Below are 21,980 nucleotides of genomic sequence, written 5' to 3'. Positions count from 1 at the left end.
TCACTCCGGGTTCGCATCGGGGCTGGGCGCAGGCAGGGTGAAGCCGGACACCGAACGGCGCATCTCGCTGGCCATCTGCGCCAGGTTGCCAATGCTTTCAGCCGTGGCACTGGAGCCCGAGGACGTCTGCTCGGTGATCTGCTGGATCACCGACATGGTGTGCGAGATCTGCCCTGCCGAACTGGTCTGCTGCTGGGCCGCGCTGGAAATGATCTGGATCAGCTCGGCCAGATCCTGGGATACGCCTTCGATCTCTTCCAGGGCAATGCCAGCATCGTGGGCCAGGCGCGCACCGCGCACCACCTCGAAGGTGGTCTGTTCCATGGAAGTGACCGCCTCATTGGTGTCGGCCTGGATCGCCCGCACCAGCGTCTCGATCTGCCGGGTCGCGGAGGACGAGCGCTCGGCCAGGCGCTGCACTTCATCCGCCACCACAGCAAAACCACGACCGGCCTCGCCCGCCATGGAAGCCTGGATCGCCGCGTTCAGGGCGAGAATGCTGGTCTGGTCGGCAATGTCGTCGATCAGGCTGACGATGTGACCGATCTCCTGGGACGATTCACCCAGCCGTTTGATGCGCTTGGCCGTGTCCTGAATCTGCTCGCGAATGTTGTCCATGCCCTGGATGGTGTTGTTCACCACCTCGCTGCCCTTGTTGGCGATGGTCACCGAACGGTCGGCGACCTTGGCCGATTCCCAGGCGTTGGTCGACACCCGGTCGATCGACTGGGCCATGTCGCTGATCGCCACCGACGCGTCGCTGATCTGCTGCGCCTGATGCCCCGACGCCCTTGCCAGTTGGTGAGCGGTGGCCTGGGTGTCCTGGACGGCAGTCGCCACTTCTTCGGCGGTCAGGTTGATGGTGGCGACCAGATCACGCAGCTGGTCGATGGAGTGATTGATCGAGTCGGCAATGGCACCGGTGAATTCTTCGGTGACCGAGGCGGTCACGGTCAGGTCGCCATCGGCCAACCCGCCGATCTCGTCGAGCAGGCGCATGATCGCGGCCTGATTGCGCTCGCTTTTCTCGGCGGTCTGGCGCAACTGCCGCTTGGTTTCTCGCACCATCACCAGCGCGATCAGAATGATCGAAGCCAACGCCAACAGGCCGAGGATATAGCCTCCGACCGTGCCGGCAGAACGGCCGTTGGCCAGGTTCTCGAAGCCGCTGGCCAGGCGCGAGGCTTCTTCGAGCAGGGTCTGCGACTGGTTGAAAATGTTGCTGGCCGAAGCCCGTACCTGAAACAGTTCGGGCGAGGTTTCCAGGATCTCGTCGACGCTGCCCGAGACGAACTGGAACAGCTCGGCGATCTCGCGCAAACGGGCACGGGCTTCCGGGTCCTGCACCTGGGTCACCCGGATCAGCGCATTGCCGTCGAGCATGCCGCCCAGCACTTGACCGAAGCGGTTGGCGTCGCGACCAAAGCTCTCCGCTGCCTGGGCCGCGCTTTCATCGCCGGACAGCACCGTGTTGACGGCCCCCAGAATGCGCTCGGCCAGCAGCGACTGACGTTGCGCCACGGCCACCTGGCTGGCAGGCGCTGCCCCGCGCAGCAGGGTGTCGACGACCTTGTCGTATTCGACCTGCAGCTGCGGCACCGTTTCGGCCAGGGTCGCGGCCACCTGGTGCAGCGACAACACGGTCTGTTCGCTGGCCAGGATGGCATCGGCATTCTGTCGCAACTCGTCCCAGTCACGCTGCACCAGGCGCATCTGCTCACGCATCGCCGCGGGGGCTGCAGGCAGCCCGGTGGCGCTGTCGCCTTCCTTGAGAAAGCCCCAGCGCCGCTCGAAATCGTTGCGCGCATCCGCCAGCAGCTTGAACGCTGCGGTCTTGCCGGCGGCGGCCTCGGTGGCGTTCTTGGCGATGCGCTGAGACAACACGCGCAACTCGCCAGCATGGCCGATGTACTGCTTGTCGTAGGTGGACTGGGTGTTGAGGTAGGTGAAGTTGGCGAACAACAACACGATGAAGATCACCAGGGCCACGAACAGCCCGATGATCTGCGCACCGGCTCGGGAGCCCAGCAGGGAGTTGCCTGGCCAGCGCTTGATCATCGTGCAAACCTGCGCAGGAAGAATTCGGTGCAAAAGATGGAGATACGCATAGGCATGCTCAGAGTGCTACATCCAGAAAAGCGCGGGCTTGTACCAGGCGGTCCGGGCTGAACACGCACCAGCGGTGTTCACGCACGAAGTGCCCTTGCAGGAACGGCACGGCCGCAGGGAGTGCCGTGTCAGGCACTGAAGGCTCGTGGCTGGCGGAACCGAAGTGCTGCAGGCCGGCCACTTCGTCCACCAGCAGGCCGACGAAGATGTCCGCGCGGTCCACCACTAATACTCGATGCTGTTTGCGCTGCGGCGACAGGGCATGGCCAAAGAAGCCGCCCAGGTCGATGACCGGCAACAGGCGCCCACGCAGATTCGACACACCCACGACCCAAGGCCTGACGCCCGGTAGGCGGGTACTGCGGGGTTCGGGCAGCACTTCGGCGACCTCGCCCATCGGCGCGACGTACCAGTGCCCGGCCAGGCGAAAGCCAATGCCGCTCCACGTCTGCAGACGCAGTTCCTGAGAAGGCAATTCGGCGGCCAGCAAACGGCAGCGCTGGTCGATATCCAGCAGCAGGTCGAATGCGGTGCGTGACTCCAGCATCGGGGCGGGTCAACCGGCCAGTACGGTGTTCAACGTCTGGATCAGGGTCTCCTCATCCACCGGCTTGGTCAGGTAGCCCTTGGCGCCCTGACGGGTGCCCCAGACCTTATCGGTTTCCTGATCCTTGGTAGTGATCATGATCACCGGAATGCCCACGGTTTCTTCATCCTTATGCAACTGGCGTGTAGCCTGGAAGCCGTTCAGGCCCGGCATGACGATGTCCATCAGGACCGCGTCGGGCTTTTCCTGCCGGGCCAGGGCCACGCCATCGGCACCGTTCTGAGCCTTGAGCACTTCATGACCGTGCTTTTCCAGCATGCCGGTGAGTTTGTAGGTTTCCGTCTGCGAATCATCGACGATCAGGATTCGAGCCATGCTGTTCCCCATGCGGTGAAGACCCTGGCACGCGCCAGGGCCGGACATCGTTCGCTACGCGGCGAAACCCGGCACATGGGCACGGATCGCGGCGAGCAGTTCTTGCTTGCTGAAAGGCTTGGTCAGAAATTGATCCGAGCCTGCGGTGCGGCCGCAGGCCTTGTCGAACAGGCCATCACGCGACGACAACATCACGACCGGAATCGCACTGAAGTCACTGTTGCTCTTGAGCAGCGTGCAGGTCTGGTAGCCATCCAGGCGCGGCATCATGACATCGATGAAGATGATATCGGGACGCTCGTCGACGATCTTGGCCAAGGCGTCGAAACCATCGAGGGCCGTGATCACCTGGCAGCCTGCCTGTTCGAGCAACAGCTCGGCGGTGCGACGAATCGTCTTGGAGTCGTCGATCACCATGATCTTGAAGGCGTCAGGCGTTTTCATGGAGGCTCTGGTGTGCGATTTTTCCGATGGGCCCGTTCGCGGGCAGACGACTCGCGAAAGGGCCATCCGGCCAATAGAGATGCCCGAGCCTTTTTAGCACACTCTCCCACGGCGTTCCATGGCCGCTGCCCCTTGACCTGCGGGCCACGCGGCGCCACCCTGACGCCACTTTCCAAGACCCATTCGCAAGCGGCACGTCCCGCGTACAGGAGCTACCCCATGAGCGTTCGCCTCGGCATTGTCATGGACCCGATCGCCAACATCTCCTACAAGAAGGACAGCTCGCTGGCCATGCTGCTGGCCGCACAGGCGCGTGGCTGGTCGCTGTTCCACATGGAAATCCAGGACCTGTATCAAGGCCAGGGCCAGGCCCGCGCCCGGATGCGTCCGCTCAAGGTCTTCGCCGATCCGCAGCACTGGTTCGAGTTCGAGTCGGAATTCGACGCACCGCTGGCCGATCTCGACGTCATCCTGATGCGCAAGGACCCACCCTTCGATCTCGAATTCGTCTACAGCACCTACCTGCTCGAACAAGCCGAAGCCGCTGGCGTGCTGGTGGTGAACAAGCCGCAGAGCCTGCGCGACTGCAATGAGAAGATGTTCGCCACGCTGTTCCCGCAACTGACTCCGCCCACGCTGGTCAGCCGCCGCGCCGACATCCTGCGCGAGTTCGCTGCCGAGCATGGCGACGTCATTCTCAAGCCGCTGGACGGCATGGGCGGCACCTCGATCTTCCGCCATCGGGTGGGCGACCCGAACCTGTCGGTGATCCTCGAAACCCTGACGGCCATGGGCACCCAACAGATCATGGCGCAGCGCTACCTGCCGGCGATCAAGGACGGTGACAAGCGCATCCTGATGATCGACGGCGAGCCGGTGCCGTACTGCCTGGCGCGCATTCCGGCCAGCGGTGAAACCCGCGGCAACCTGGCCGCCGGTGGTCGCGGCGAAGCGCGCCCGCTGAGCGACAAGGACCGCTGGATCGCCGAACAGGTCGGCCCGTCGCTGCGCGCCAGGGGCCTGCTGTTCGTCGGCCTGGACGTGATCGGTGAGCACCTGACCGAAATCAACGTCACCAGCCCCACCTGCATTCGCGAAATCGACGCGGCTTTCGGCACCGATATCGGTGGCCAATTGATGGAAGCCATCGATCGCAAGCTCAAGGCACGCTGACCCTACGTCCCTGCTACGGGTTATGATGCACGCCCTTTCAGTTGCCGGGCGCGCATCGTCGCCCGGGTTGCATGCCTGCCGGATTCTTCATGACGCTGCCCGCCGACCTCCCTGCTGAACTGACCCGCATCGGTGCTCGCCCTGCGGATCGGCTGGGTTTTACCCTGTTTCTTGCGGCATTGCTGCACGTTGCCCTGATCGCCGGGGTGGGCTTCGGCATCGAGCCACCGACTCAGATCAGCAAGACGCTGGAAGTGACCCTGGCACCGCTCAAGAGCCAGACCGCGCCCAAGGATGCGGACTTTCTGGCCCAGGACAACCAGCAGGGCAGCGGCACCCTGGACAAGAAGGCGGTGCCCAAGACCACCGAAGTGGCGCCCTTCCAGGACGACAAGATCAACAAGGTGACGCCACCGCCCGCGCCCAAGCCGGTCACCCAGCCCGAGCCTGCGCCGGTCAAGAAGACCATCGCCACCACGGCGCCCAAACCCGTGAAGACCGAGGCGCGACCGCCGCCGGTCAAGCCCGAGCCCAAGCCCAAGGCCGCCACCCCCGAATTCGACAGCTCGCAGCTGTCCAGCGAGATCGCCAGCCTGGAAGCCGAGCTGTCCCACGAACAGCAGGCCTATGCCAAGCGCCCGCGCATCCACCGCTTGAGTGCGGCCTCGACCATGCGCGACAAGGGCGCCTGGTACAAGGACGACTGGCGCAAGAAGGTCGAACGCATCGGCAACCTCAATTACCCCGACGAAGCACGGCGCCAGCAGATCTACGGCAGCCTGCGCCTGATGGTCTCGATCAACAGCGACGGGTCGCTCTACGAGGTGCTGGTGCTGGAGTCGTCCGGCCAGCCGCTGCTCGACCAGGCCGCTCAGCGCATCGTACGCCTGGCTGCGCCGTTCGCACCATTTACCGGCGATCTGGCCGACGTCGATCGCCTGGAGATCATCCGTACCTGGCGCTTCGCCAAGGGCGACCGTCTGCAAAGCAACTGAAGCGGATGAAACTGTGCCCCCACGCTTGTCAGGCCGACGAGGCAACGCCACACTACAAAGTATGAAAAACCTCGAAACCAGCTACCTCAGGAACCAGTTCCTGATCGCCATGCCACACATGGCGGACCCCAATTTCGCCCATACCTTGACCTACATCGTCGAGCACACGCCCAATGGCGCGATGGGCCTGGTGGTGAATCGCCTGCAGGACCTGAACCTGGCGGATATACTCGAGCAACTGCGACCGGAAACCGAACCCGCAGCCTCCTGCCAACAGGTGCCGATCTACAATGGCGGACCGGTGCAGACCGACCGCGGTTTCGTCCTGCACCCCAGCGGCCCGGTGTTCCAGGCCACGGTGGACCTGGGCGAGGTTTCGCTGTCCACCTCACAGGACATCCTGTTCGCCATCGCCGACGGCGAAGGCCCGGCGCAAAGCCTGATCACCCTGGGTTATGCAGGCTGGGAAGCCGGCCAGCTGGAGGCCGAACTGGCCGACAACGCCTGGCTGACCTGTCCGTTCGACCCCGATATCCTCTTCAACACCGACAGCGAACAGCGCCTTGGCGCCGCCGCAGCACGCCTGGGCATCAATCTCAGCCTGCTCACCAGCCAGGCGGGTCACGCCTGATGGCCGCCCCCAGACTGCTGCTCGGCGTCGACTACGGCACCAAGCAGATCGGCTTCGCGGTGGGACAGGTGATCACTGGCCAGGCGCGCGAACTGTGCACCCTGAAGGCCCAGAACGGGGTGCCTGACTGGACTCGTGTCGAAGCGCTGATAAAGGAGTGGCAGCCGGACGCCATCGTCGTCGGCCTGCCGTTGAACATGGACGGCAGCCCCAGCGAAATGAGCGAGCGCGCGGAAAAGTTCGCCCGCCGCCTGAACGGCCGTTTCAACATCCCGGTGCACACCCACGACGAACGCCTGACCACCTTCGAAGCCAAGGGCGAACGCATGGCCCGCGGTGGCCAGCGTGGCAGCTACCGTGACAACCCGGTCGATGCCATCGCCGCCAAGCTGCTGCTGCAAGGCTGGCTGGAGGCCAATGCGCTGGGTGGCGACGCCTGAAGATGACAGCCGCCGCACCCCGCCCCCCTGTAGCAGCGGTGCAAGCCGCGTCCGGCCTTGACGCATTCTTCCAGATACACCGCACGACCGCCGACGCGGCTTGCGCCGCTGCTACAGGTGCGGTGCAAGCCGCGTCCGGCCTCGACGCATTCTTCCAGATACACCGCACGACCGCCGACGCGGCTTGCGCCGCTGCCGCAGGTGGGGTGCAAGCCGCGCCACGTTGCACCCTCTCTTTGGACGCTATCAATCACAGGAGCACACATGAGCCTTCCCAACCCGGCCGAGCTGATCGGCGCGATGGCTGTCGACCTCAAGGCCCATCTGGCCAGGCGCTCCATTGCCGAGCCGCGCTACATCGGCATTCACAGCGGCGGTGTCTGGGTCGCTCAAGCGTTGCTCCAGGCCATGGACAGCGAAGCACCGCTGGGCACCCTGGACGTGTCGTTCTACCGCGACGACTTCAGCCAGAACGGTCTGCACCCGCAAGTGCGCCCCTCGGCCTTGCCCTTCGAGATCGAGGGCCAACATCTGGTGCTGATCGATGACGTGCTGATGAGCGGCCGCACCGTCCGCGCAGCCCTCAACGAGCTGTTCGACTACGGGCGCCCCGCCAGCGTGACCCTGGTCTGCCTGCTCGACCTGGACGCTGGCGAACTGCCAATTCGTCCCGACATCGTCGGCGCCACCCTGTCACTGGCCGCCCATGAGCGGGTAAAATTGCTCGGCCCGTCCCCGCTCGCCCTCGAGCGCCAGGACCTCGCTTCCGCCTCCAGCCTTTAAGAGCCCCCGCCATGACGCCTATCGACGCCAAGCGCCCGCTGCAGCTCAATGACCAGGGCCAGCTACGCCACTTTCTTTCCCTCGACGGCTTGTCCCGCGAACTGCTGACCGAAGTGCTCGACACCGCCGACTCGTTTCTGGAAGTCGGCGCGCGCGCGGTCAAGAAAGTCCCGCTGCTGCGCGGCAAGACCGTGTGCAACGTGTTCTTCGAGAACTCCACGCGCACCCGCACCACCTTCGAACTGGCCGCCCAGCGCCTGTCGGCCGACGTGATCACCCTGAACGTGTCGACCTCTTCGACCAGCAAGGGTGAAACCCTGTTCGACACCCTGCGCAACCTCGAAGCCATGGCCGCCGACATGTTCGTCGTGCGCCATGCCGACTCCGGAGCCGCGCATTTCATCGCCGAGCACGTCAGCCCGGAAGTGGCCATCATCAACGGTGGCGACGGCCGCCACGCCCACCCGACCCAGGGCATGCTCGACATGCTCACGATTCGTCGGCACAAGGGCGGCTTCGAGAACCTGTCGGTGGCGATCGTTGGCGACATCCTGCATTCGCGCGTGGCCCGCTCGAACATGATCGCGCTCAAGACCCTGGGCTGCCGGGACATCCGCGTGATAGGGCCGAAGACGCTGCTGCCCGTGGGCGTCGAGCAGTATGGCGTCAAGGTGTTCACCGACCTGGAACAGGGCCTCAAGGACGTCGACGTGGTGATCATGCTGCGCCTGCAGCGTGAGCGCATGAGCGGTGGCCTGCTGCCCAGCGAAGGCGAGTTCTATCGGCTCTACGGCTTGACCACCGCACGCCTGGCTGGCGCCAAGCCCGATGCCATCGTCATGCACCCCGGACCGATCAACCGCGGCGTCGAGATCGAATCGGCCGTCGCCGACGGCCCCCATTCGGTGATTCTCAACCAGGTCACCTACGGCATCGCGGTCCGCATGGCGGTGCTGTCGATGGCCATGAGCGGGCAGACAGCCCAGCGTCAATTCGAGCAGGAGAACGCCCAGTGAGCCTCAGTATTCTTGGCGCCCGGGTGATCGACCCGGCCAGCGGCCTGGACCAGATCAGCGACCTGCACATCAGCCAGGGCCGGATCGTGGCGATCGGCGACGCACCCGCCGATTTCACCGCCAGCCAGCGCGTGGACGCCACTGGCCTGGTCGCCGCCCCCGGCCTGGTCGACCTCAGCGTGTCGCTGCGCGAGCCCGGCTACAGCCGCAAGGGCACCATCGCCAGTGAAACCCGTGCCGCCGCGGCCGGTGGCGTTACCAGCCTGTGCTGCCCGCCGCTGACCAAACCGATTCTGGATACCTCGGCGGTGGCCGAACTGATCCTGGATCGCGCCCGCGAAGCCGGCCATGCCAAGGTGTTCCCGATCGGCGCCTTGAGCAAGGGTCTGGAAGGGGAGCAACTGGCCGAGCTGATTGCCCTGCGCGATGCCGGCTGCATTGCCTTTGGCAACGGCCTGAACAGCTTCGGCAACAATCGCACGCTGTGCCGCGCGCTGGAATATGCCGCCACCTTCGACCTGACCGTGATCTTCCATTCTCAGGACCGTGATCTGTCTGCGGGCGGGCTTGCCCACGACGGGCCAACCGCTGCCTTTCTGGGCCTGGCGGGCATTCCCGCCACCGCAGAAACCGTCGCCCTGGCGCGCGACCTGCTGCTGGTCGAGCAGAGCGGCGTGCGCGCGCACTTCAGCCAGTTGACCACCGCCCGCGGTGTGGAGCTGATCGAACAGGCGCAGGCGCGCGGCCTGCCGGTCACGGCTGACGTGGCGCTGTACCAGTTGATTCTGACCGACGAAGCGCTGACCGGATTTTCCAGCCTGTACCACGTGCAACCGCCACTGCGTTCCGTAGCGGATCGTGAAGGCCTGCGCGCGGCGGTGAAGAAGGGCGTGGTGCAGGCGATTGCCAGCCACCACCAGCCGCACGATCGCGACGCCAAGCTGGCGCCATTCGGTGCGACCGAGCCAGGCATCAGCAGTGTGGAACTGTTGTTGCCTTTGGCACTGACCCTGGTACAGGACGGTCTGCTCGACCTGCCGACCCTGCTGGCGCGCCTGGGTCAAGGCCCGGCCGACGCCATGCGGCTACCGGCTGGACGCCTGCAAGTGGGCGCGGCGGCGGATCTGGTGCTGTTCGATGAAAACGTCTCGACGGTGGCCGGCGAGCGCTGGCTGTCCAAGGGCGCCAACTGTCCGTTCCTCGGTCACACCTTGCCGGGTGCCGTGCGTTACACCCTGGTGGACGGGCATATCAGCTTCAGTCACTGATACCGCAGCGAACCCTTCGCGGGCAGGGCGGCGTACCCTGTGGGAGCGGGGCGGGCGGCTGAGCCCTCTGCCCGCGAAGGCCTCACCGCAATCTATCTGCTGGATCACAAACAAGCCCCATGGCCTGGCACCAGCTACCGACGCTGCGCGTTCTTCATCGACACCTGATCATTCAGGGTCCAGAAGTCATACAGCACACCCACCAGAAACAATCCCCCGGTCAGCAGGTAGATCACACCCGTGATCCACTTGCCCTGGTACATGCGGTGCACACCGAACAAACCGAGGAACGTCAGCAACACCCACGCCACGTTGTAGTTGGTATCGCCGCTGTGAAAGCGCATGTCGGCCTGCCGGTCCATGGCCGGGATCAGGAACAGGTCGATGATCCAGCCGATACCGAACAGGCCCAGGGTGAAGAACCAGATCGTTCCGGTGACCGGCTTGCCGTAATAGAAGCGATGAGCGCCGGTGAAGCCCAAAATCCACAGCAGATAGCCCATGATCTTGCTGTGGGTATCATGGATCCGATAGGTGTTCATTCTCGATGCAAGTCCTCTGATATAAAAAATTTCTAAACAAATTTGTGACTTTTTTGTCCCGTCCCGACGTATGGCATTTCTGTGACCGACATCGGCTGAACCCTTGCAGCACCTGACTTGCGTGCCGCACAAAAGACAATTCTGCGCCGAAATGGTGCCATTTGCGACCTTCGAGCCTCGACCAGCGGATTAAAAACCCTACAAAAAGCTGTTATAAAGTCGCGCGCCTACCCATATGAGCCCTGCCGAATGCGTCCATTTTTCAAGACATGGCTGACCATCTGCCTATTATTGCCCCTGGCCGCCCACGCCACCAATCGTGAGCAACGACTTCCCGCTGGCTTCAATGGCTACACCGCCAAGCCGGCTTCCGAACAATCGCAACGTGCGCCACGCATCGTCGTGACCCGCCCCGCCGGTAACAACCAGGCCCTGGCCAAGGTCACCACCGTCAAGGTCGGCACCTCTGCCTCCAGGCAGAGCAGCGATGTGCTCAGCCGCGCCGTCAACGTGCTCGGCACGCCCTATCGCTGGGGCGGCAGCAGCCCGAGCAAGGGTTTCGACTGCAGCGGTCTGGTCAAGTATGCCTTCAACGATGTGAAGGCCGTCGACTTGCCGCGCACGTCCACCGCCATGGCTGCTGGCCACGGCGTCAAGGTCGAGCGCAAGGACCTGAAGCCGGGTGACCTGGTGTTCTTCAACATCAAGAGCCGCAAGGTCAACCACGTTGCCATCTACCTGGGCAACGACCGCTTCATCCATGCCCCACGCCGCGGCAAGGCCGTGACCATCGACACCTTGAAGAAGCCGTACTGGAACACCCACTACGCCGTCGCCAAGCGCGTCCTGCCCAAGGAACCTGCGCTGCGCATCGTGCAACGCTGATCCCCATCGACTGCGGCGCGCCCTTCGCGGCCGCTGACCGCTCCTACAGGAGTCCTTCGCGGTGGCTGACCGTTCCCCCGGGATGCTGAGGTACCCCGTAGGAGCGGTCTGTGGCCGCGAAAGGAACACCGCCGTCCAGCCGGATTGATGCAGATCAGAAGTTGTCCGGCGACTTGGCCTTTTCCCGGGCCGAGTCGCGGCTGATGACACCTTGGGCCAGCAGGTTCTTCAGGCACATGTCCAACGTCTGCATGCCCAGCGACCCGCCTGTCTGAATCGATGAGTACATCTGCGCGACCTTGTCTTCGCGGATGAGGTTACGAATCGCCGGCGTGCCGATCATGATCTCGTGCGCCGCCACCCGCCCGCCGCCGATCTTCTTCAGCAGGGTCTGGGAAATCACCGCCTGCAGCGATTCGGACAGCATCGAACGCACCATCGACTTCTCTTCGGCCGGAAACACATCGACCACCCGGTCGATGGTCTTCGCCGCCGACGTGGTGTGCAGCGTGCCGAACACCAGGTGCCCGGTCTCGGCCGCGGTCAAGGCCAGACGGATGGTTTCCAGATCGCGCATCTCGCCCACCAGGATCACGTCCGGGTCTTCGCGCAGCGCCGAGCGCAAGGCGTGGGAGAAGCCCAGGGTGTCGCGATGCACCTCACGCTGGTTGACCAGGCACTTCTTCGACTCATGGACGAATTCGATCGGATCCTCAACGGTCAAGATGTGGTGGTGCTTGTTGCTGTTGAGGTAGTCAATCATGGCGGCCAGGGTGGTCGACTTGCCCGAACCGGTCGGCCCGGTGACCAGCACCAGCCCGCGTGGCACTTCGGTAATCTTGCGAAACACATCTCCCATGCCCAGGTCGTCCATGCTCAGCACCTTGGACGGGATGGTCCGGAACACCGCACCGGCGCCGCGGTTCTGGTTGAACGCGTTGACCCGAAAGCGCGCCACACCCGGCACCTCGAAGGAAAAGTCGGTCTCCAGGAACTCCTCGAAGTCCTTGCGCTGCTTGTCGTTCATGATGTCGTAGATCAGCGCCTGGACCTGTTTGTCGTCCAGCGCCGGCAAGTTGATGCGGCGCACGTCGCCATCCACCCGAATCATCGGCGGCAGGCCTGCGGACAGGTGCAGATCGGATGCGCCTTGTTTCGCACTGAAGGCCAACAGCTCGGTAATGTCCATGAGACTCCCCAAATACAGACAAGCAGGTAGAATGCCGCAGACCTGAAACCCGCCGGCACGAATTCAATGTCCACGATAGCAGACAACATTTCGCAAGTGAGTGCCCGAATCGCAGCCGCTGCCCGGCAGGCGCAGCGGAAGCCGAGCCAAGTCGGCCTGCTCGCGGTCAGCAAGACCAAACCGGCCACGGCCATCCGCGAGGCATTCGCTGCAGGTGTCCGCGATTTCGGCGAAAACTACCTGCAGGAAGCGCTGAGCAAGCAGGAAGAACTTGTCGACCTGCCCTTGATCTGGCATTTCATCGGCCCCATTCAGTCGAACAAGACGCGAGCCATCGCCGAACACTTCGCCTGGGTACATTCCGTGGACCGCCTCAAGATCGCCCAACGGCTCAGCGAGCAGCGCCCGAGCACCCTGGCGCCGCTCAACGTCTGCATTCAGGTCAACGTCAGCGGCGAGGCCAGCAAGTCCGGTTGCGCGCCCGACGATGTGCACGCCTTGGCCACGGCCATTGCAGCGCTGCCGAACCTGCACCTGCGTGGCCTGATGGCGATTCCGGAACCCACCGATGATCCGGCGGCGCAGAACGCTGCCTTTGCCCACGTTCGCGCGCTGCAACACGACCTGCAATTGCCGCTGGACACCTTGTCCATGGGCATGAGCCACGACCTGGAGGCTGCCATCGCCCAGGGCGCCACCTGGGTGCGCATCGGCACGGCATTGTTCGGCGCCCGCGACTACGGCCAGCACACTCCACCAGCGGACACGGGCGTGGCCCCTTCACCTTTCACCAAGGATCCTTCATGAGCAAGACTCGTATTGCCTTCATCGGCGCCGGCAACATGGCCGCCAGTCTGATCGGCGGCCTGCGTGCGCAGGGTGTCGAAGCCAGCCACATCCGCGCCAGCGATCGCGGCGCCGAGCAGCGTGACAAGGTCGCGGCCGAACACGGCATCGACGTGTTCGCCGACAACGCCCAAGCGATCGAAGGGGTCGACGTCGTGGTGCTGGCGGTCAAGCCGCAGGGAATGAAAGAGGTCTGCCAGGCACTGGCGCCCAGCCTCGCACCCGGTCAGCTGGTGGTCTCGATCGCCGCTGGCATCAACTGCGCCAGCCTGCAACGCTGGCTCGGCGAGCAACAGCCAATCGTGCGCTGCATGCCCAATACACCGTCACTGCTGCGCCAGGGCACCAGCGGCCTGTACGCCACCGCCGACGTCAACGCCGAACAACGCCAACAGGCCGAAGACCTGCTAGGCGCGGTCGGCCTGGCCTTGTGGCTGGACGAAGAACAGCAGTTGGATGCCGTCACCGCCGTGTCCGGCAGCGGCCCGGCGTACTTCTTCCTGCTGATCGAGGCCATGACCGCCGCCGGGGAAAAACTCGGCCTGCCCCACGAGACGGCAGCCAAGTTGACCTTGCAGACCGCGCTGGGCGCCGCACACATGGCGGTTGCCAGCGATGTCGATGCCGCCGAGCTGCGCCGTCGCGTCACGTCACCCGCCGGCACCACCGAGGCGGCCATCCAGTCATTCCAGTCCGAGGGTTTCGAAACCCTGGTGCAGAACGCCCTGAACGCGGCAGCCCGGCGCTCGGCCGAACTGGCCGAGCAGCTGGGTCAATAAGGAGCTTTCATGTACGGTCTCAATACTGCGGCAATCTATGTCGTGCAAACCCTGGGCAGTCTGTACCTGCTGATCATGCTGCTGCGCTTCGTGCTGCAACTGGTGCGTGCCGACTTCTACAACCCGCTCAGCCAATTCATCGTGCGCGCCACGCAGCCGCTGCTCAAACCGGTGCGGCGCATCATTCCCAGCCTGTTCGGGCTGGACATGTCCTCACTGCTGCTGGCCATCGTCATCCAGATGATCATCATGGCGCTGACCCTGCTGCTGGCCTACGGCACCACGGGCAACCCCTTGCAATTGCTGGTGTGGGCGATCATCGGGGTGACGGCGCTGTTCCTGAAGATCTTCTTCTTCGCCATGATCATCAGCGTGATCCTCTCCTGGGTCGCGCCGCAGAGCCACAACCCCGGCGCCGAGCTGGTCAACCAGATCTGCGAACCGGCGCTGGCGCCGTTCCGGCGCATCGTGCCCAACCTGGGCGGCCTCGACATCTCGCCGATCCTGGCCTTCATGGTGCTCAAACTGCTGGACATGCTGGTCATCAACAACCTGGCCATGACCACCGGCATGCCGCAGATTCTGCGCCTGCTGATCTGACCGCTGCACGCCAGCTGCGCCAGCGCTCCTACGAGCGCTCGCGCAGCTGGCAAGCCTGCCTGCACACTCGCCTGTACCCCCGCCAAGCGCTGCTTGCCCCTCTGCCCTGCGCTCTTTAGACTTACGCCTCATTCAAGCGTGAGCAGGGTCGATGTCCACTGTCTTTCCCGATGATTGCGTCGGTCTGGTCGTTCCACAAATTGCCCACTTCAGCGAACCCCTGGCCCTGGCCTGCGGCCGGTCGCTGCCCGCCTACGACCTGATCTACGAGACCTACGGCCAGCTCAATGCCAGCGCCAGCAATGCGGTGCTGATCTGCCACGCGCTGTCGGGCCATCACCATGCAGCCGGTTACCACTCCACCGAAGACCGCAAGCCGGGCTGGTGGGACAGCTGCATCGGCCCCGGCAAGCCCATCGACACCAACCGCTTCTTCGTGGTCAGCCTGAACAACCTCGGCGGCTGCAACGGTTCCACCGGCCCCAGCAGCATCGATCCCGAGACCGGTAAGCCGTTCGGCGCCGATTTTCCGGTCTTGACCGTGGAAGACTGGGTACACAGCCAGGCCTGTCTGGCGGACGCGCTGGGCATCGCCCAGTGGGCGGCGGTGGTCGGTGGCAGTCTGGGCGGCATGCAGGCGCTGCAGTGGACCATCACCTACCCCGACCGCGTCCGCCACTGCCTGGCGATCGCTTCGGCGCCCAAGCTCAGCGCGCAGAACATCGCCTTCAACGAAGTGGCCCGCCAGGCCATCCTGTCCGACCCCGAATTCCATGGCGGCGATTTCCAGGCCCGTGGCGTGATTCCCAAGCGCGGCCTGATGCTCGCGCGCATGGTCGGGCACATCACCTACCTGTCGGACGATTCGATGGGCGAGAAATTCGGCCGTGGCCTGAAGAGCGAGAAGCTCAACTATGACTTCCACAGCGTCGAGTTCCAGGTTGAAAGCTACCTGCGCTATCAGGGCGAGGAGTTTTCCGGCCGGTTCGACGCCAACACCTACCTGCTGATGACCAAGGCGCTGGACTACTTCGACCCGGCCGCTGCCCATGGCGATGACCTGGCCGCAACCTTTGCCAACGTCAAAGCCAAGTTCTGCGTGATGTCGTTCACCACCGACTGGCGCTTTTCGCCGGCCCGCTCGCGCGAACTGGTGGATGCGTTGATGGCCGCCAAGAAAGACGTCTGCTACCTGGAAATCGATGCACCACAGGGTCATGACGCCTTTCTGATCCCCATTCCACGGTATCTGCAGGCGTTCAGCAGCTACATGAACCGCATTGCACTGTGAGGCATCCATGAGAGCTGACCTAGAAATCATCCAGGACTGGATCCCCGCCGGCAGCCGCGTGCTCGACCTGGGCTGCGGCAACGGCGAACTGCTCGCCTGGTTGCGCGACCACAAGCAGGTCACCGGCTACGGCCTGGAAATCGATGCCGACAACATCACCGAGTGCGTACGCAAGGGCATCAACGTCATCGAGCAGGACCTGGACAAGGGCCTGGGCAACTTCGCCAGCAACAGTTTCGACATCGTGGTCATGACCCAGGCGCTGCAGGCCGTGGAATACCCGGATCGCATTCTCGACGAGATGCTGCGGGTCGGTCGGCAGTGCATCATCACCTTCCCCAACTTCGGTCACTGGCGCTGCCGCTGGTACCTGGCCAGCAAGGGCCACATGCCGGTGTCAGAGTTTCTGCCGTACACCTGGTACAACACGCCGAACATTCACTTCTGCACCTTCGCCGACTTCGAAGCCCTGTGCAGCGAGCGCCGGGCGCAGGTCCTCAATCGCCTGGCGGTGGATCAACAGCACCGGCACGGGTGGGCGAGCAAGATCTGGCCTAACCTTCTGGGTGAAATCGGCATCTACCGGGTCAGCAGCCCTGGTCTGCAGGAGCATCGGGTGGCGGTGTAACACTCGACGACCATGGCGCCTTCTTCGCGGGCAGAGCCCCGCTCCCACAGGATCGTGCGCAAAACTCACCTTGTGGAGCGGGGCTCTGCCCGCGAAGAAGGCGACCCGATTCGTCAGGCCGCCGGCATGAACTGGCTCTTTGAAACCTTCGGAACCCATTCACAACCATGATCAATTTCACTCAACTCGTCCTCGCCAGCCACAACGCCGGCAAGCTCAAGGAATTGCAGGCCATGCTCGGCGGTGCGGTGCAGCTGCGTTCGGTCGGCGAATTCAGCCAGGTCGAGCCTGAGGAAACCGGGCTGTCGTTCGTCGAGAACGCCATCCTCAAGGCCCGCAACGCCGCGCGTCTCTCAGGTTTGCCTGCGCTGGCCGACGATTCCGGCCTGGCCGTGGACTTCCTTGGCGGTGCCCCCGGCATCTATTCGGCGCGCTACGCCGATGGCCAGGGCGATGCCGCCAACAACGCCAAGCTGCTCGATGCCCTGCAGGGCGTCCCGGACGAACAGCGCGGCGCGCAGTTCGTCTGTGTGCTGGCGCTGGTCCGGCATGCCGAGGATCCGTTGCCGATCCTCTGCGAAGGGCTCTGGCACGGTCGCATCCTGCACGCCGCCAGCGGCGCCCATGGATTTGGCTACGACCCACTGTTCTGGGTGCCCGAGCGCAACTGCTCCAGCGCCGAGCTCGACCCCACGCAAAAGAACCAACTGAGTCATCGCGCCCGCGCCATGGCCTTGCTGCGTCAACGCCTGAGCCTGGCATGAACGATTCACTGATCTACCCAGCGGCGCCGCCTCCCAGCCAGGTGCTGACGCAGCTGCCGCCGCTGGCGCTGTACATCCATGTCCCCTGGTGCGTGCGCAAATGCCCGTACTGTGACTTCAATTCCCACGCGGCCAGTCCCGTACTGCCGGAAGAGGAATACGTCGACGCACTGCTGGCGGACCTGGATCAGGACCTGGCAGCGGTCTACGGACGGCCACTGAGCTCGATCTTCTTCGGCGGCGGCACGCCCAGCCTGTTCAGTGCTGCGGCATTGGGCCGGCTGCTCGCGGGCGTGGAACAACGCATCCCGTTCACGGCGGATATCGAGATCACTCTGGAGGCCAACCCCGGCACGTTCGAACAGGACAAGTTCGTCGCCTATCGCAAGCTTGGGATCAACCGCCTGTCCATCGGCATCCAGAGTTTCCAGCCGAATAAGCTCGAAGCCCTCGGGCGTATCCATACCGGAGACGAAGCGCTGCGCGCCGCTGAAATGGCGCGTCGCGCCGGTTTCGACAACTTCAACCTGGACCTGATGCATGGCCTGCCCGACCAGTCCCTGGAAGAAGCCCTGGACGACCTGCGCCAGGCCATCGCTCTGGCGCCCACGCACCTGTCCTGGTACCAGCTGACCCTGGAGCCCAACACAGTGTTCTGGAATCAGCCGCCCGAGCTCCCCGAGGACGATATCCTCTGGGACATCCAGGAAGCCGGCCAGGCCCTGCTGGCCGAGCATGGCTTCAGCCAATACGAGGTGTCGGCCTATGCCCGGCCGGGCAAGGCCGCGCGTCACAACCTCAACTATTGGAGCTTCGGCGACTTCATCGGTATTGGCGCCGGCGCCCACGGCAAGCTGAGCCACCCCGACGGGCGCATCGTGCGCACCTGGAAAACCCGTCTGCCCAAGGATTACCTGAACCCTGGCAAGCAGTTCAAGGCGGGCGAGAAAACCCTGACTGCCGACGAGTTGCCCTTCGAGTTCCTGATGAACGCGCTGCGCCTCACCCAGGGCGTCGACGCCGAGCTGTTCGCGCAGCGGACCGGCCTGCCCCTGCAGACCCTGGCCGCAGCACGCGCCGAGGCCGAACAAAAAGGCCTTTTACAGGTCGAACCGACGCGTCTGGTCGCCACTGCCCGCGGGCAGTTGTTCCTCAACGACCTGCTGCAATACTTCCTGGTATAAGGATTGTCCTGATGGATTTCGTGCTCGATCTGCTCGCCACCGTTTCACGCTGGGGCCGAGGCAACCTTTCGGAGATTTCCCTGGCCTTGGTAGGCTGCGTGCTGGTGCTGTTCGGCGCCGATGTGAAGGCGTGGGCCGAGGGCCGTCTGGGCTCGCTCTCGGGCGCGCTGCGAGTACCACTGATTGCCCTGATGTGCGTGATCGGCAGTGGCGCGGCATTGATCTATGCCACGCCCTGGGTGCTGAAGGGGTTGAGCCAGTTCAACAACTACAGCCTGGCGCCGGTGCTGTTGGTGGTGCTTGTGCTGCTAGGGATTGTCGCTGATCGCAAGTGATGCGTGAGCCTCACCGGCCTCTTCGCGGGCAGAGCCCGCTCCCACAATACCCGCTTATTGTGGGAGCGGGCTCTGCCCGCGAAGAGGCCCACATTGACTCCACAAGGCCTTAATCAACCTTCTCGAATTTCAAATCCCACACCCCATGCCCGAGCCGCTCGCCGCGGCGTTCGAACTTGGTAACCGGCCGCTCGGCCGGACGCGGTACGCAGCCACCGTCGGCCGCCTGGTTGCGGTAACCGGGCGCCACGTTCATGACTTCCAGCATGTACTCGGCATAGGGCTCCCAATCGGTCGCCATGTGCAGCACACCCCCCACCTTGAGCTTGCTGCGGACCAGCTCGGCGAACGCCGGCTGGACGATGCGCCGCTTGTGATGGCGCGCCTTGTGCCAAGGATCCGGGAAGAACAGCAGCAGGCGATCCAGGCTGTTGTCGGCCACACACTGCTTGAGCACTTCGATGGCATCGCAGTCGTAGACCCGCAGGTTTTTCAGACCTTGAGTCAGCACGCCGTTGAGCAGTGCGCCAACGCCGGGACGGTGCACCTCCACGCCGATGAAATCCAGTTCCGGCGAGGCCGCTGCCATCTCCAGCAGCGAATGGCCCATGCCGAAACCGATTTCCAGGGTGCGCGGGGCACTGCGACCGAACACCTGGTCGAAGTCCGTCGGTGCGTCGGTCAGCGGCAGCACGAACAACGGCTTGCCTTGGTCAAGGCCGCGTTGCTGGCCTTCGGTCATGCGCCCAGCGCGCATCACGAAGCTCTTGATAGCACGGTGCTGGCGCGGTTCGCCTTCGTCGGCCGTTGGCGTTTCTTGCGAGTCAGTCATCGGGGGCTCTTACTTGATCAGACCATCCAGCGGCGAAGAGGCGCTGGCATAGAGTTTTTTCGGCATGCGACCGGCCAGATAGGCCATGCGCCCGGCAATGATGGCGTGCTTCATGGCCGCGCCCATCATGATCGGATCCTGCGCGTGGGCGATGGCCGAGTTCATCAGCACGGCCTCGCAGCCCAGTTCCATGGCGATGGTGGCATCGGACGCGGTACCCACGCCGGCATCCACCAACACAGGCACCTTGGCTTCTTCCAGAATGATCTGCAGGTTGTACGGATTGCAGATACCCAGGCCCGTGCCGATCAGGCCAGCCAGCGGCATGACCGCAATGCAGCCGATCTCGGCCAGCTGGCGGGCGATGATCGGATCGTCGCTGGTGTAGACCATCACGTCGAAACCGTCCTTGACCAGCACTTCGGCGGCCTTGAGGGTTTCGATCACATTGGGGAACAGCGTCTTCTGGTCGGCCAGGACTTCCAGCTTGACCAGGTTGTGACCTTCGAGCAGCTCGCGGGCCAGGCGGCAGGTGCGCACCGCTTCCACGGCGTCATAGCAGCCAGCGGTGTTGGGCAGAATGGTGTAGCGATCCGGCGGCAGCACGTCGAGCAGGTTCGGCTCGCCAGGGTTCTGGCCGATATTGGTGCGGCGCACGGCGACCGTGACGATCTCGGCACCCGAAGCCTCGATGGCCAGGCGGGTCTGCTCCAGGTCGCGGTACTTGCCGGTGCCGACCAGAAGGCGCGATTCGAAGGTGCGACCGGCCAGGGTGAATGGCTTGTCAATGCGAGCATTGCTCATCGGAATTCCTCTGCTGAGGTAAAGATACGGACGTGGAAGGTGCTGGCAACTCGATCAGCCGCCGCCGATGGCGTGAACCACCTCGATCTGGTCACCTTCGCCCAGTACGGTGTCACCGTGCTGGCTGCGCGGGACGATGTCCTGGTTCAGCTCGACGGCGACGCGGCGCCCGACCAGTTCGAGGCGGGCAAGCAGCCCGGCAACGGTTTCGCCGTCGGGCAGTTCGAAAGGGTCGCCGTTCAATTGAATGCGCATGCGGTCGGCAGCCATCTTTTTTTGGGGGTCGTTATTCTAGCCCGATCGCCGAGGATTCCCAAGGCCAAGCCGACCACGCGTGCGATCAACCCAGGCGCCAGGCCATCAGGCCCAGGCACAGCCACCCGGCCAGCAGGGCCAGACCGCCGAACGGGGTGACGATACCCAGCTTGCTGAAGCCGGTCAGGGTCAACAAGTACAGGCTGCCCGAGAACAGGACGATGCCCAGACAGAACAGCACACCTGCCCACCCTACCAGACGCCCTGGCACATGGACGCTGAGCAGCGCGACGCCGAACAATGCCAGGGTGTGGATAAGTTGGTAGCTGACGCCAGTCTGGAAAATGGCCAGGTAATCGGCGCTCAGCCGGTTCTTCAACCCGTGTGCGGCAAACGCGCCGAGCGCCACACCGGTGAAGCCGAAGAACGCGGCCAGCATCATGAACGTACGCAGCATCCAGGTTTGTCCTCATAAAGCCGTGTTGCATCGCAGGGTCTGTATAATGGCCCGCTCACCCGGCCAGGCCAAGCCCTTCATGCTGCAATCCCTTTTCCGTCGTCTGTGCAAGGCACTGCTCTGGTTTGTCGCCGCAAGCGTGGCTCTGGTGGTGATCTTTCGCTTCATCCCGCCACCGGGCACCATGCTCATGGTCGAACGCAAGATCGAATCCTGGGCCGAGGGCCAGCCAATCGATCTGCAGCGAGACTGGCAATCCTGGGCAAACATTTCCGACGATCTGAAGGTGGCGGTCATCGCCGGTGAAGATCAACGCTTTGCCGAGCACTGGGGGTTCGATATCGCCGCCATCCGCGCAGCCTTCGCCCATAACGAGGAAGGCGGTTCATTGCGAGGCGCCAGCACCCTGAGCCAGCAAGTGGCGAAGAACGTATTCCTCTGGTCGGGACGCAGTTGGCTGCGCAAGGGCCTGGAAGCCTGGTTCACCGGATTGATCGAAATCTTCTGGTCCAAGCAGCGGATCCTCGAGGTCTACCTCAACAGCGCCGAATGGGACGACGGTGTGTTCGGCGCGCAAGCAGCGGCGCGCCATCATTTCGGCGTTGATGCGGCTCAGCTGTCCCGGCAGCAAGCCAGCCTGCTCGCTGCCGTACTGCCCAATCCGCGCAACTGGAGCGCCAGTCGGCCCAGCCCCTACGTGAGCCGTCGCGCTGGCTGGATTCGCCAGCAGATGGGCCAATTGGGCGGCCATGACTACCTCCTGCGCCTTGACCAGCCACGCCCCGCACCCTGGGCCGATTAGGCCGCG

General features: G+C 63.9%; 27 protein-coding genes. 17 read left to right on the top strand and 10 right to left on the bottom strand.

From position 1 onward, the window contains the following. The 4 genes from BLV18_RS01110 to BLV18_RS01095 are packed head-to-tail and all read right to left on the bottom strand — an operon-like array spanning window position 1 to window position 3,475. A complete protein-coding gene (locus BLV18_RS01110; RefSeq protein ID WP_049861708.1) occupies window positions 1-2,058 on the bottom strand; it encodes a methyl-accepting chemotaxis protein in 2,058 nt (685 codons plus the stop codon). Between the two features lie 58 nt (window positions 2,059-2,116). Beyond that, window positions 2,117-2,656: a chemotaxis protein CheW gene (locus BLV18_RS01105; RefSeq protein WP_049861707.1), complete on the bottom strand. Its 540-nt coding sequence runs from the start codon at window positions 2,654-2,656 to the stop codon at window positions 2,117-2,119. Between the two features lie 9 nt (window positions 2,657-2,665). Next, the gene (pilH, locus tag BLV18_RS01100) at window positions 2,666-3,031 is read right to left on the bottom strand and encodes a twitching motility response regulator PilH (RefSeq protein ID WP_049861745.1); all 366 of its coding nucleotides are present in this window, start codon (window positions 3,029-3,031) and stop codon (window positions 2,666-2,668) included. 54 nt (window positions 3,032-3,085) lie between these two features. Next, entirely contained in the window at window positions 3,086-3,475 is a 390-nt protein-coding gene (locus BLV18_RS01095) for a response regulator transcription factor (protein ID WP_049861706.1), read from the bottom strand. A gap of 219 nt (window positions 3,476-3,694) precedes the next feature. Here BLV18_RS01095 and gshB point away from each other — a divergent pair, with 219 nt between their 5' ends. The 7 genes from gshB (at window position 3,695) to BLV18_RS01060 (ending at window position 9,781) form a co-directional block, all read left to right on the top strand. Continuing rightward, entirely contained in the window at window positions 3,695-4,648 is a 954-nt protein-coding gene (gene gshB / locus BLV18_RS01090) for a glutathione synthase (RefSeq protein ID WP_049861705.1), read from the top strand. Window positions 4,649-4,737: 89 nt separating this feature from the next. Further along, on the top strand, window positions 4,738-5,643 hold the full coding sequence (locus BLV18_RS01085) for an energy transducer TonB (protein WP_090355607.1): 906 nt from the start codon (window positions 4,738-4,740) through the stop codon (window positions 5,641-5,643). Window positions 5,644-5,704: 61 nt separating this feature from the next. Continuing rightward, complete coding sequence (locus BLV18_RS01080) at window positions 5,705-6,274, top strand: YqgE/AlgH family protein (RefSeq protein WP_049861703.1); 570 nt, start codon at window positions 5,705-5,707, stop codon at window positions 6,272-6,274. Continuing rightward, complete coding sequence (ruvX, locus tag BLV18_RS01075; protein WP_090355605.1) at window positions 6,274-6,714, top strand: Holliday junction resolvase RuvX; 441 nt, start codon at window positions 6,274-6,276, stop codon at window positions 6,712-6,714. Before BLV18_RS01080 ends, ruvX begins: the two co-directional genes overlap by 1 nt. Window positions 6,715-6,978: 264 nt before the next feature. Continuing rightward, window positions 6,979-7,497 carry a bifunctional pyr operon transcriptional regulator/uracil phosphoribosyltransferase PyrR gene (gene pyrR / locus BLV18_RS01070; protein ID WP_049861700.1) on the top strand — a complete coding sequence of 173 codons (519 nt, stop codon included), beginning with the start codon at window positions 6,979-6,981 and terminating at the stop codon, window positions 7,495-7,497. Window positions 7,498-7,508: 11 nt separating this feature from the next. Continuing rightward, window positions 7,509-8,513 (top strand): aspartate carbamoyltransferase catalytic subunit, encoded by a 1,005-nt coding sequence (locus BLV18_RS01065; protein WP_049861699.1) that lies wholly within the window; start codon window positions 7,509-7,511, stop codon window positions 8,511-8,513. After that, on the top strand, window positions 8,510-9,781 hold the full coding sequence (locus BLV18_RS01060) for a dihydroorotase (RefSeq protein ID WP_056844462.1): 1,272 nt from the start codon (window positions 8,510-8,512) through the stop codon (window positions 9,779-9,781). Before BLV18_RS01065 ends, BLV18_RS01060 begins: the two co-directional genes overlap by 4 nt. Before the next feature lie 134 nt (window positions 9,782-9,915). On the opposite strand, the gene BLV18_RS01055 is transcribed toward BLV18_RS01060, so the two are convergent. Then, window positions 9,916-10,323: an NINE protein gene (locus BLV18_RS01055; protein ID WP_049861697.1), complete on the bottom strand. Its 408-nt coding sequence runs from the start codon at window positions 10,321-10,323 to the stop codon at window positions 9,916-9,918. Window positions 10,324-10,572: 249 nt separating this feature from the next. Between BLV18_RS01055 and BLV18_RS01050 the strand changes: the two genes are divergently transcribed. After that, on the top strand, window positions 10,573-11,208 hold the full coding sequence (locus tag BLV18_RS01050) for a C40 family peptidase (RefSeq protein ID WP_090355602.1): 636 nt from the start codon (window positions 10,573-10,575) through the stop codon (window positions 11,206-11,208). A gap of 154 nt (window positions 11,209-11,362) precedes the next feature. Here BLV18_RS01050 and BLV18_RS01045 read toward each other — a convergent pair whose 3' ends face one another. Further along, the gene (locus BLV18_RS01045) at window positions 11,363-12,397 is read right to left on the bottom strand and encodes a type IV pilus twitching motility protein PilT (protein WP_043191513.1); all 1,035 of its coding nucleotides are present in this window, start codon (window positions 12,395-12,397) and stop codon (window positions 11,363-11,365) included. Window positions 12,398-12,463: 66 nt separating this feature from the next. Between BLV18_RS01045 and BLV18_RS01040 the strand changes: the two genes are divergently transcribed. The 8 genes from BLV18_RS01040 to BLV18_RS01005 all read left to right on the top strand — a co-directional run bounded on the left by BLV18_RS01040 (window position 12,464) and on the right by BLV18_RS01005 (window position 18,824). Then, entirely contained in the window at window positions 12,464-13,204 is a 741-nt protein-coding gene (locus BLV18_RS01040; protein ID WP_090355600.1) for a YggS family pyridoxal phosphate-dependent enzyme, read from the top strand. After that, a complete protein-coding gene (proC, locus tag BLV18_RS01035) occupies window positions 13,201-14,022 on the top strand; it encodes a pyrroline-5-carboxylate reductase (protein ID WP_090355597.1) in 822 nt (273 codons plus the stop codon). Before BLV18_RS01040 ends, proC begins: the two co-directional genes overlap by 4 nt. A 9-nt stretch (window positions 14,023-14,031) precedes the next feature. Continuing rightward, window positions 14,032-14,622 (top strand): YggT family protein, encoded by a 591-nt coding sequence (locus BLV18_RS01030; protein WP_049861693.1) that lies wholly within the window; start codon window positions 14,032-14,034, stop codon window positions 14,620-14,622. A 151-nt stretch (window positions 14,623-14,773) separates the two neighbouring features. Further along, on the top strand, window positions 14,774-15,913 hold the full coding sequence (gene metX / locus BLV18_RS01025) for a homoserine O-succinyltransferase MetX (RefSeq protein ID WP_049861692.1): 1,140 nt from the start codon (window positions 14,774-14,776) through the stop codon (window positions 15,911-15,913). A 7-nt stretch (window positions 15,914-15,920) separates the two neighbouring features. Beyond that, window positions 15,921-16,541, top strand: coding sequence for a methionine biosynthesis protein MetW (metW, locus tag BLV18_RS01020; RefSeq protein WP_043191520.1), 621 nt, complete (start codon window positions 15,921-15,923; stop codon window positions 16,539-16,541). Window positions 16,542-16,708: 167 nt separating this feature from the next. Further along, window positions 16,709-17,305, top strand: coding sequence for an RdgB/HAM1 family non-canonical purine NTP pyrophosphatase (gene rdgB, locus BLV18_RS01015; RefSeq protein ID WP_049861691.1), 597 nt, complete (start codon window positions 16,709-16,711; stop codon window positions 17,303-17,305). After that, window positions 17,302-18,489, top strand: coding sequence for a radical SAM family heme chaperone HemW (gene hemW / locus BLV18_RS01010; protein ID WP_090355594.1), 1,188 nt, complete (start codon window positions 17,302-17,304; stop codon window positions 18,487-18,489). The genes rdgB and hemW overlap by 4 nt, the downstream gene beginning before the upstream one ends. An 11-nt stretch (window positions 18,490-18,500) precedes the next feature. Further along, window positions 18,501-18,824 (top strand): DUF3392 domain-containing protein, encoded by a 324-nt coding sequence (locus BLV18_RS01005; RefSeq protein WP_043191527.1) that lies wholly within the window; start codon window positions 18,501-18,503, stop codon window positions 18,822-18,824. A gap of 109 nt (window positions 18,825-18,933) precedes the next feature. Here BLV18_RS01005 and trmB read toward each other — a convergent pair whose 3' ends face one another. From trmB to BLV18_RS00985, 4 genes are all read right to left on the bottom strand, one after another. Further along, window positions 18,934-19,656 (bottom strand): tRNA (guanosine(46)-N7)-methyltransferase TrmB, encoded by a 723-nt coding sequence (gene trmB / locus BLV18_RS01000; protein WP_090355592.1) that lies wholly within the window; start codon window positions 19,654-19,656, stop codon window positions 18,934-18,936. 9 nt (window positions 19,657-19,665) lie between these two features. After that, window positions 19,666-20,460 carry a thiazole synthase gene (locus BLV18_RS00995; protein WP_090355589.1) on the bottom strand — a complete coding sequence of 265 codons (795 nt, stop codon included), beginning with the start codon at window positions 20,458-20,460 and terminating at the stop codon, window positions 19,666-19,668. A 54-nt stretch (window positions 20,461-20,514) separates the two neighbouring features. Beyond that, window positions 20,515-20,715, bottom strand: a complete 201-nt coding sequence (gene thiS / locus BLV18_RS00990) for a sulfur carrier protein ThiS (protein WP_049861744.1) — start codon at window positions 20,713-20,715, stop codon at window positions 20,515-20,517. 85 nt (window positions 20,716-20,800) lie between these two features. After that, window positions 20,801-21,172, bottom strand: coding sequence for a DUF423 domain-containing protein (locus BLV18_RS00985; RefSeq protein ID WP_090355586.1), 372 nt, complete (start codon window positions 21,170-21,172; stop codon window positions 20,801-20,803). 46 nt (window positions 21,173-21,218) lie between these two features. On the opposite strand from BLV18_RS00985, the gene mtgA reads away from it, so the two are divergent. Continuing rightward, window positions 21,219-21,974, top strand: coding sequence for a monofunctional biosynthetic peptidoglycan transglycosylase (gene mtgA / locus BLV18_RS00980; RefSeq protein ID WP_090355583.1), 756 nt, complete (start codon window positions 21,219-21,221; stop codon window positions 21,972-21,974). The last annotated feature ends 6 nt before the right edge of the window (window positions 21,975-21,980 follow it).

Origin of the sequence: Pseudomonas coleopterorum (assembly GCF_900105555.1) — a bacterium.
Taxonomy (GTDB): Bacteria; Pseudomonadota; Gammaproteobacteria; order Pseudomonadales; family Pseudomonadaceae; genus Aquipseudomonas; species Aquipseudomonas coleopterorum.
Note: the sequence above shows the minus strand (reverse complement) of the source record. Positions and strands in the feature narration are given on the sequence as shown.

Coding starts and splice junctions, on each gene's coding strand:
- proC (WP_090355597.1), top strand. CDS start 13,201: ATGAGCAAGACTCGTATTGCCTTCATCGGCGCCGGCAACATGGCCGCC.
- BLV18_RS01005 (WP_043191527.1), top strand. CDS start 18,501: ATGGATTTCGTGCTCGATCTGCTCGCCACCGTTTCACGCTGGGGCCGA.
- rdgB (WP_049861691.1), top strand. CDS start 16,709: ATGATCAATTTCACTCAACTCGTCCTCGCCAGCCACAACGCCGGCAAG.
- metX (WP_049861692.1), top strand. CDS start 14,774: ATGTCCACTGTCTTTCCCGATGATTGCGTCGGTCTGGTCGTTCCACAA.
- metW (WP_043191520.1), top strand. CDS start 15,921: ATGAGAGCTGACCTAGAAATCATCCAGGACTGGATCCCCGCCGGCAGC.
- ruvX (WP_090355605.1), top strand. CDS start 6,274: ATGGCCGCCCCCAGACTGCTGCTCGGCGTCGACTACGGCACCAAGCAG.
- BLV18_RS01110 (WP_049861708.1), bottom strand. CDS start 2,058: ATGATCAAGCGCTGGCCAGGCAACTCCCTGCTGGGCTCCCGAGCCGGT.
- BLV18_RS01040 (WP_090355600.1), top strand. CDS start 12,464: ATGTCCACGATAGCAGACAACATTTCGCAAGTGAGTGCCCGAATCGCA.
- BLV18_RS00985 (WP_090355586.1), bottom strand. CDS start 21,172: ATGCTGCGTACGTTCATGATGCTGGCCGCGTTCTTCGGCTTCACCGGT.
- hemW (WP_090355594.1), top strand. CDS start 17,302: ATGAACGATTCACTGATCTACCCAGCGGCGCCGCCTCCCAGCCAGGTG.
- BLV18_RS01045 (WP_043191513.1), bottom strand. CDS start 12,397: ATGGACATTACCGAGCTGTTGGCCTTCAGTGCGAAACAAGGCGCATCC.
- BLV18_RS01080 (WP_049861703.1), top strand. CDS start 5,705: ATGAAAAACCTCGAAACCAGCTACCTCAGGAACCAGTTCCTGATCGCC.
- BLV18_RS00995 (WP_090355589.1), bottom strand. CDS start 20,460: ATGAGCAATGCTCGCATTGACAAGCCATTCACCCTGGCCGGTCGCACC.
- BLV18_RS01030 (WP_049861693.1), top strand. CDS start 14,032: ATGTACGGTCTCAATACTGCGGCAATCTATGTCGTGCAAACCCTGGGC.
- BLV18_RS01085 (WP_090355607.1), top strand. CDS start 4,738: ATGACGCTGCCCGCCGACCTCCCTGCTGAACTGACCCGCATCGGTGCT.
- pilH (WP_049861745.1), bottom strand. CDS start 3,031: ATGGCTCGAATCCTGATCGTCGATGATTCGCAGACGGAAACCTACAAA.
- BLV18_RS01065 (WP_049861699.1), top strand. CDS start 7,509: ATGACGCCTATCGACGCCAAGCGCCCGCTGCAGCTCAATGACCAGGGC.
- BLV18_RS01050 (WP_090355602.1), top strand. CDS start 10,573: ATGCGTCCATTTTTCAAGACATGGCTGACCATCTGCCTATTATTGCCC.
- BLV18_RS01055 (WP_049861697.1), bottom strand. CDS start 10,323: ATGAACACCTATCGGATCCATGATACCCACAGCAAGATCATGGGCTAT.
- thiS (WP_049861744.1), bottom strand. CDS start 20,715: ATGCGCATTCAATTGAACGGCGACCCTTTCGAACTGCCCGACGGCGAA.
- BLV18_RS01105 (WP_049861707.1), bottom strand. CDS start 2,656: ATGCTGGAGTCACGCACCGCATTCGACCTGCTGCTGGATATCGACCAG.
- gshB (WP_049861705.1), top strand. CDS start 3,695: ATGAGCGTTCGCCTCGGCATTGTCATGGACCCGATCGCCAACATCTCC.
- pyrR (WP_049861700.1), top strand. CDS start 6,979: ATGAGCCTTCCCAACCCGGCCGAGCTGATCGGCGCGATGGCTGTCGAC.
- mtgA (WP_090355583.1), top strand. CDS start 21,219: ATGGCCCGCTCACCCGGCCAGGCCAAGCCCTTCATGCTGCAATCCCTT.
- BLV18_RS01095 (WP_049861706.1), bottom strand. CDS start 3,475: ATGAAAACGCCTGACGCCTTCAAGATCATGGTGATCGACGACTCCAAG.
- trmB (WP_090355592.1), bottom strand. CDS start 19,656: ATGACTGACTCGCAAGAAACGCCAACGGCCGACGAAGGCGAACCGCGC.